The sequence below is a fragment of the Hymenobacter sp. AT01-02 genome (assembly GCF_000961955.2).
In the GTDB taxonomy this organism is placed as follows: Bacteria; Bacteroidota; Bacteroidia; order Cytophagales; family Hymenobacteraceae; genus Hymenobacter; species Hymenobacter mucosus.
Window position 1 is genome coordinate 66,786 of record NZ_JZIR02000006.1, and the last position, 7,773, is coordinate 74,558.

6 protein-coding genes and 2 pseudogenes are annotated in these 7,773 nt (G+C 55.5%); 2 read left to right on the plus strand and 6 right to left on the minus strand.

Features of this window, described 5'->3' with window-relative positions:
- Positions 1 to 29 precede the first annotated feature (29 nt).
- The 5 genes and pseudogenes from VI25_RS02625 to recQ form a co-directional block, all read right to left on the minus strand.
- On the minus strand, positions 30 to 752 hold the full coding sequence (locus tag VI25_RS02625; protein WP_055562242.1) for a GAF domain-containing protein: 723 nt from the start codon (positions 750 to 752) through the stop codon (positions 30 to 32).
- A 99-nt stretch (positions 753 to 851) separates the two neighbouring features.
- Positions 852 to 1,571 carry a pirin family protein gene (locus VI25_RS02630; RefSeq protein WP_055562243.1) on the minus strand — a complete coding sequence of 240 codons (720 nt, stop codon included), beginning with the start codon at positions 1,569 to 1,571 and terminating at the stop codon, positions 852 to 854.
- Positions 1,572 to 1,763: 192 nt separating this feature from the next.
- Positions 1,764 to 2,576 carry a helix-turn-helix domain-containing protein gene (locus VI25_RS02635; RefSeq protein ID WP_055562244.1) on the minus strand — a complete coding sequence of 271 codons (813 nt, stop codon included), beginning with the start codon at positions 2,574 to 2,576 and terminating at the stop codon, positions 1,764 to 1,766.
- A gap of 285 nt (positions 2,577 to 2,861) precedes the next feature.
- Positions 2,862 to 3,362, minus strand: a complete 501-nt coding sequence (locus VI25_RS28225) for a helix-turn-helix domain-containing protein (RefSeq protein WP_410503421.1) — start codon at positions 3,360 to 3,362, stop codon at positions 2,862 to 2,864.
- A gap of 18 nt (positions 3,363 to 3,380) precedes the next feature.
- A pseudogene (gene recQ / locus VI25_RS02640) lies at positions 3,381 to 5,143 on the minus strand (DNA helicase RecQ); the annotation flags it as partial.
- Between the two features lie 158 nt (positions 5,144 to 5,301).
- Between recQ and VI25_RS23180 the strand changes: the two are divergent.
- Positions 5,302 to 5,646 carry a four-helix bundle copper-binding protein gene (locus VI25_RS23180; RefSeq protein ID WP_072144742.1) on the plus strand — a complete coding sequence of 115 codons (345 nt, stop codon included), beginning with the start codon at positions 5,302 to 5,304 and terminating at the stop codon, positions 5,644 to 5,646.
- Positions 5,647 to 5,769: 123 nt separating this feature from the next.
- On the opposite strand, the pseudogene VI25_RS02650 reads toward VI25_RS23180, so the two are convergent.
- A pseudogene (locus VI25_RS02650) lies at positions 5,770 to 7,043 on the minus strand (class I SAM-dependent RNA methyltransferase).
- Between the two features lie 74 nt (positions 7,044 to 7,117).
- Here VI25_RS02650 and VI25_RS02655 point away from each other — a divergent pair.
- Complete coding sequence (locus VI25_RS02655) at positions 7,118 to 7,771, plus strand: hypothetical protein (RefSeq protein ID WP_152981464.1); 654 nt, start codon at positions 7,118 to 7,120, stop codon at positions 7,769 to 7,771.
- Positions 7,772 to 7,773: the final 2 nt, after the last annotated feature.

Genomic DNA, 7,773 nt, shown 5'->3' on the forward strand with positions numbered 1-7,773 from the left:
GCCGGGCTCTTTCTGTAGGAAGTTATTCTCTAGGCTACCTGCGGGGCTTGCTGGTCTAACCTGCGCCCCAATACCATACTGACGCCCTTGAGGCGACGCGTCACTAAGTCAAGCACCTCATCGTCATCCAAGTTGATGCCTTGGTTGCGCGTGCTGAGGTAGCGCGTCAGGGCCGCATTGTCATCAAGGGTAGTAGACAGCTCTTGCTGGGCGGCCTCCCATTCGTCCTCCAACTGCGTGCTCAAGTACTGAAAACGCAGTTCAATGGTGCGGCTAACAAGGTCAGCCAGTTGGGTAAGCACTCCCGTTTCGGCATCCGATAGGGCCCGGGCCTGCCGGCCAATTACGGCCATCATGCCAATGCGGGCACCATCGGGCATGCGCAAGGCAGCGCCGGCGTAAAAGTTTAGACCTAGCGCCTGGGCTACGTCGGGCTTGATTAGCTCGCAGCTTTGCGGCTTATAGTCCGAGGTGACGACAGGTACATCGGGGAGAATAGCAGCCGAGCACATGCTTTCCGTGCGGGGCAAGCCAGGGACGCCCTCAGCCCCAGCCACGGCTTTAAACCACACGTGGTCGGCGTCAACGAGGGAAATCAGGGAAATAGGTGTGTTGAACAGCTGAGCTGCCCACGCAACGTAATCATCAAAGATTTTCTCCGGCGTTGTATTGACAATTTGATATAGATGCAACGTACGCAGCCGAACGGCCTCGTTCTCCGGGATTAGAGAGGAGGGAAAGGAAATGCTCATAGGCGAGAACTAGCTAACTACAGTCATACAACTGTTTAGCTTGGCAAAAGTTCGGTAAGGTGATGAGTAGGCCAGCAGCAGGCTTACCCCTACTGCTACCTAGTAGTTTTTTTCGCTGCTGGGTAAGTCAATCAGAATGAACTTCGCATCCTTTTTGGCCCGAATTTCCAGCACGTTTTCATCTGTGGAGCGCAATTGGTCATTGGGGCCAATATCAACTCCGTTGACATATACGTAGCCTTCCGCAACGTAGAGGAAGGTATTACGAATCGGGAAGGTTTTGAACGTCACGGTTTTATCGGCGCTCAAGTTACACCAATATACCGTGCTATTGGAGTTCATATACACCACATCCTCCAACACTTTCTGGCCCGACACCAGCGGAATCAGCTCGTTCTTGGTATCGAGAAAGTCGACATCCTTTTGCTCGTAGCTGGGCGAAATACCTTTCTGGTTGGGCAAGAACCACAACTGATAGATGTGCGCTGCTTTGTCGGTCGTGTTCATCTCGGCGTGGGCCAGGCCAGTACCAGCCGTCATGCGCTGTACTTCGCCTTTCTTAATAGTGGCCCGGTTGCCCATAGTGTCTTCGTGCACCAACTCGCCTTCCAGCACGAGAGTCACAATTTCCATCTCGGAGTGCGGATGCTGCGGAAAACCAGAATTGCCCTGTACGGTGTCGTCGTTGAAGACGCGCAGAGGGCCAAAGTTGATATTGTCGGGGTCGTAATAGTCGGCGAAGCTAAAGAGGAAATAGCTGTTCAGCCAGTGCACTGGGGCGGCGTGATGTCGGTCAGAAGCGGGAATGAGCTTAAGCATGGGGAGTAAGGATTGAGGTACGTAGGGAAGCTTACGGGCTCCGCACGTGGTTAGTTAATCAGGCTACCTCAATCCATCGATTTTCCGGGCTGCCTTTAGTTTTTCCAGCATCAGTTATGGGTGATGCAAAAAGCAAAACGCCCGCTTAGCCGTAGCCAAGCGGGCGTTATAACGCACACTGTGCAACTATGCTTATACTTTCTTCATGGTACTTACTTGCTGCTGCAAGTCAAGCACAATGCTAGCCAGCCGGTTGAGCGACAAATCAGCAATGGGGAAAGTGCTGCTGATGTATGCTTTTGCCTCCCAAATTTCTACCACATCCTCCACATCAATCTCGTAGGGCGAGTACACGGGGTTGTCGGAATGCAGGGCCAGCATGGCGGCATCTTTAAGGCGGTTGAATACGCGCTTGAAGACAATACCCTCCTTGGAGCTCACTACGATGCAAGGCGTGCCATCCTTAATGCTCATCCAATCATCAATGTAGCGGCCCACGATAACCGTACCACTAGCAATTGGAAGCATAGAATCGCCCGCAATTTCGAAGGCCCGATAAGTACCCGTAGTGCTTAGCATGGGCAAGCGGAACTTCGGAAGCTCCTCTAGGTACTCCGGGTCGGCGTAGCCATTGAGGTAGCCAGCGGCGGCCTTCTGAGGAACCAACTCAATATTTTCGTTCTGCTCCTTGTCTACCGTAAGAGCCAAGATACGCAGGTTGTTGTTGCCCGGGCGCGTGGTCACCACATCGGTAGACGTTACGGTTTGAGCCTGAAGCTGCAACGCCGCCTTTGCATTCTTTTTCTTGCTAAAGTCGGTGGTAACGAGCGAGTCCAGCGTAATGCCGAACAAACGGGCCATATTTACTAAGGTGGCGAGCTTGGGCTCAGCACGGCCTTCTTCATAAGCTCCCACCAAAGAGCGTTTGATGCCGAGTTTTTCGGCCATCTGCGCCTGGGTGAGGGCCAGTTCGCGCCGCCAAAATTTGAGATTAGTGTTGATCATAGCGCAGGGAGCCGGGGAAATTGGCTTCAGCGGTAAAGATTTACCGGCTCACGAAGGTACAAACGGTTCTACGCGAATACTAATTCAATTAGCTGAATTTTTTGCTAAAAAAATTTGGTCTACTCCATCCCTCGGATGGCCTAACGCCCGGTGCACTTGAGCAGCCAAAACGCCATTTTCTGTGCTAATCAAGCAGTAACGTTATTACGTACTAAAAACAGCCGATGGTCCGCGCTATGCATACGCTAGGCCCTCGGTTGTTCTTAGAATGTTTTTTGTGCCCGACTACTCTCCGCGCAGCTTCTTGAAGTACATCAGGGCCAAGCGCAACTTAAAGTAGTCGTACTGCTCGCGCAGGTGATCAAACAAGTCACGGAGCATCGGGCTGCCTCCCAACTGAGCCTGTGCCGTCTGAATTTCGGCCAACTCCTGCGGCTTCAAAAACTCCTCGATACGCAACTCCAGGCCCTTGGCGTAACAGTTGGTAAGGTGGCTTTGCACCGTGGAGACGGCCAAGTCGCGGCGCTGGGCAATAGCCTCTATGCTCAGTCCCATACGGTGCAACTGGTGGGTCGTCTCCATAGTACTGTTCACATCGTTGCCTGTTGTCGGTGCAGCCTTGGGCTCGCGCTTGCGGGTAGCGCGCGGCGGCGCCGCACTGAAATCATCCGGGCCGAGGCTACTTGGCATGTCGTCCTCGTCTAGTTCTGCCTGGGCGGCGGGGTTACCACCGTGGGCCAGCACTTCGCGAATGAAGACCTCACCGTAGGTTTCGAACTTCTTCATTCCGACGCCTGAAATAGCCAGCATGGCCGTACGATTGACGGGGCGCTCCTCGGCCATTTCCTGCAGGTAGAGTCGGTGAAGATAACGTACGGAGGCACCCCCTGCTCGTCGGCAATGCGCTTGCGTAGGGTGCGCAAGGCGTCGAACAGCTGCGCCTCGCGGGTGGCCGGGGTAGCCTTGGCCGTTGGGGCCGCGGCCTTGCGGCCCCGAGGTGTCTTCTCTGCCTTTTCAGCCGGCTGAAATTTCTTCATGGAGATGGGACGCTGGCCTTGCAGCACCTCCCGGCCCAAGTCGGTAATTTTCAGAGAGTACCCTTCCTCGTAAGCAATGTAGACTAGCCCGTCGTTGAGCATCTGGTGGATGTAGCTGTACCAGTCGAGGTAAGGCAGGTCGCGGCCGGCACCGTAGGTTTTTATCTGGTCGAGCCCCTGGCTGAGAACAGCCTGGTTGCGCATGCCACGCAGCACATCAATAAGCAGGCTGATGCTGAGCCGCTCCCGGCCGCGCACTACTGCCGAGAGGGCCTTCTGGGCCAGTTCGGTGCCATCGAAGGTGGTAGGCGGGTTGCGACAGATGTCGCAGTTGCCGCAGTCAGTGGCTAGCGTTTCGCCGAAGTAGTTGAGCAGAATTTTGCGGCGGCAGGAGGCAGCTTCTGCAAACTGCTGCATGCGCTCCAGCTTCGTGAGGTTGAGCTGAGTAAGGTTGGGGTTTTCCTTTGTGAGCATGTCTCGCAAACTCATCACGTCGCCAAAGGAATAGAATAGCACAGCTGTAGCCGGGCTACCGTCGCGGCCAGCACGTCCTATCTCCTGATAATACCCCTCAATATTTTTGGGTAGGTTGTAGTGAATTACCCACCGTACATTGCTTTTGTCGATGCCCATGCCGAAGGCAATGGTGGCCACAATTACCTGTAAGTCATCTTTCAGGAAGGCTTCCTGCACGGCGGCGCGCTGGTTGGGCGTCATGCCCGCATGGTAAAAGCCTGCTTTGATGCCTTTAGCTTGGATTTTCTGGGCTAGCGTTTCACACTGCTTGCGCGAGAGGCAATACACAATGCCCGCCTCGCCCTGGTGGCGCTCCAAAAACTCCAGAATACCCCCTACCCTATCTTGGCCCGGCCGCACAATAAGATTCAGGTTGGGCCGGTCGAAGCTGGACAGGAATACGCGCGGGTTATTCAGGCGCAGCTGCTGCTGAATATCGCGTTGGGTGAGGCGGTCGGCGGTAGCCGTGAGGGCAATAATGGGCGTGTTAGGAAACTGCTCGCGCAGCACCCGCAGCTGGGTATATTCAGGGCGGAAGTCGTGGCCCCAGGAACTGATGCAGTGCGCCTCGTCAATGGCGAACATGCTAATACGCATGCGCTTGAGGAAGGTCATAAACCCTTCTGACAGCAGCTTCTCCGGCGACACGTAGAGCAGCTTTAGGTAGCCATTGAGGCAGTCGGCAGCAATGTTGTTTTGCTCGCTCATGCCCACGCTGCTGTTGATATAGGCCGCCGAGATACCGTTGGCTTTCAGGGCTTCCACCTGATCTTTCATCAACGCAATCAGGGGCGATACAACTACGCACACTCCCTCCTGCACCACGGCCGGCACCTGAAAGCAGATGCTCTTACCCCCACCCGTGGGCATGAGCACTACCGTGTCTTGGCCACCAAGAATGTTGCCGATGATGTCCTCCTGCATGGGCCGAAATGCGTCGTAGCCGTAGTACTTCTTCAGGACGCGACGGGCAGATTCAATTGTAGGAGCGAGGGGTTCGGCAGCAAATAACATGGGGTAAAGATACGGCTAAACGCAGCGGGGTGAAAGAGTATGTATAACTAGCAGGAGGTGGAAATCGTGCACTATAGAAACAGAATCCTGAACAGTCGCGGAACGCATCCGGCCGTTTAAGTAAGCAGAACACTATCTCACTTCTTATAAACCAGACTATGGCTTTTTCACCTGCTTCCTACTCTCAAAACCAACCTGTCCTCGACGCGCTCAGCCGCTGCATTGCGGCCTGCGAAATGTGCGCCGATGCGTGCTTACACGAGGATCATGTCAAGATGATGGTGCCCTGCATCCGCCTCGACCGGGACTGCGCCGATATCTGTCGGCTCACGGCCGCTTTCATTGCCCGCGGCTCCGACCACGCTAAGCATGTACTCCGGGAGTGCATCGAAATCTGTCAGAAATGCGCCGATGAGTGCGGCCAACACCAACACGACCACTGCCAGCAGTGCGCCGCGGCGTGCCGCGCGTGCGTGGAGGCATGCCAGCAATATGCCGGGTAGTTCAACTGCTCTGGGTAGCTCTCACCCGGAAAGGCCCGGCCACCTTCGCAGCGCGAAGGTGGCCGGGCCTTTTGGCTTTCCTATTGCAGAGAGTGTTCTGTTTTACAGTATGTTTCCTGCTGGCTACTTCACCTTGCGGGTGCCTTGGTAAAGCTCGTACTTGAGCAAGCGGCAGTCAATAGGGCCGTTATAGAGAGGAATGCGACGGGAGGTTTTCAGGCCAATACGCTTGGCAGCTTCCAAGTTGCCCGTGAAAACGTAGGCATCGTAGCCCTGAAACCCTGTTTTTAGCGTATCGCCGATGGTTTTGTAGAGGGCGTCCATCTCCGTTTCCTCCCCTATCCGCTCCCCGTAGGCGGGTTCATGATAACGATGCCGGGTTCCTCCTTGGCAGGGGCCTTGGCTTCTTTCACATCGCGCACACCCAAACGAATAAAGTCTTCTAAGTCAGCGGCGGCTACGTTTTTACGGGCCAGCTCAATGTACTCCCTTGACAAGTCGGAGCCGGCAATGTACGCCTGGGGCTCCTCCAAACGGGCTTGCCGGGCATCTAGCTGCACCGATTCCCACAAGGCAGCGTCGAAATCAGCCCAATTCTCGAAGCCGAACTTCCCCTGATGGTAGAGGCCCGGCGCCACGCGTTGCGCCAGCATGGCCGCTTCGGTGAGCAAGGTACCAGAGCCGCACATAGGGTCGATAAGCGTCTTCTTACCATCCCAGCCGGCCAGTAGCAGCAAGCCAGCGGCCAAGGCCTCGTTCAGAGGAGCTACGTTGGTTTGCTGGCGGTAGCCGCGCTTGTGCAACGATTCACCGGAGGCGTCGAGGCTTAGAGTTACCTCGTTTTCAATCATGTGCAGGTGCAGGCGAATATCAGGATTCTTCACATCCACGCTAGGACGACGGCCCAGGCGGTCACGAAACTGGTCCACAATGGCATCCTTGGTGAGCTGAGCTACAAATAAGGAATGTTCGAAGGTGGACTTATTGACAACGGCCGTGATGGCAAACGTCTGGTCGGGGTCGATGAAGCGCTGCCAGTCGATGCGGCTTACTTCCCGGTACAGCGCTTTCTCATCGCGGGCGTAGAAGCCGGCAAACGGGCGCAGAATGCGCATGGCCGTGCGGCACCACAGGCAGGCCTCGTAAAGTAGCTGGGTGTCGCCCACGAACTCCACGGCCCGCTGACCTACTTTTTCAATCTTGGCGCCTAGTTGGCGTAGCTCTTCGGCCAGCACTTCTTCCAACCCAAACTGGGTGGTGGCAGTCATGTAAAATGGAGCGGAGCGACGATTGGCAGCCATGAGCGAGTAGGTAAAGGCAGTAAGAAGGCGCAAAGGTCGGGAAAGTAGCGGGGTAAATGGTGTGGCGACCCATATTTGCGTTTCACCGTTAGACATGCCGTTGCTTCTATCCAACCGTTACCTTGTCCTTCTTGGGTAGTAACACCCTGCTTGCACTACTTGCCTACTCTATGCGCCCCTCTTTTCTCTTCGACCCGAGCAAAAGCTCTTTGTTTTATCTGATTCTATTTCTGGCGCTGGCGGTTATGGGCATCACCGCGTACGATGCCATGAATGGGCACTACTCTGTGGTGGGCAGTGTAGCGTCGTTTTTGGGCTTGTTTGTAGCGTTTCAGAGCTGGAAGGCGGCCGACGATGCCTCCCGCAAAACGGATGAAGCACTAAGCCAGATGCAGGCCTTGGCCCACGAGACCCGGCAGCTGGTAGTGAGCAGTAATACCGTGGAAGAACAGATTAAAAACGCGGTGGTCACCATTAGCGACGCCACGCGGGAACTCTATAAGGGGTTTCAGCCCATCATGCGGGAAATAGCGGAGTTTCTGGCCGAAGCCGAAGGGAGCGAGTACTTGGCAATTATGACCGACTCGGCGTCTATTGGCACGTTCTACGCCCGCCACCATCACCCGGCTCTCAACCAGCGAGAAACGCGCGCCCTCACCGACCGGATTCATGACTTGCTGTTGGAACGAGCCCGCGACGCCCGCGAGTTTTACCTGGCTACCCTGGCTGACGAAACGCCCGAAACCCGCCCCGCCCGCCCGCGACCAGTAATGGCCTACTCCACCACTATGTGCAAGGCGTGTGGCAGCAGTTTTCACCCTTGATG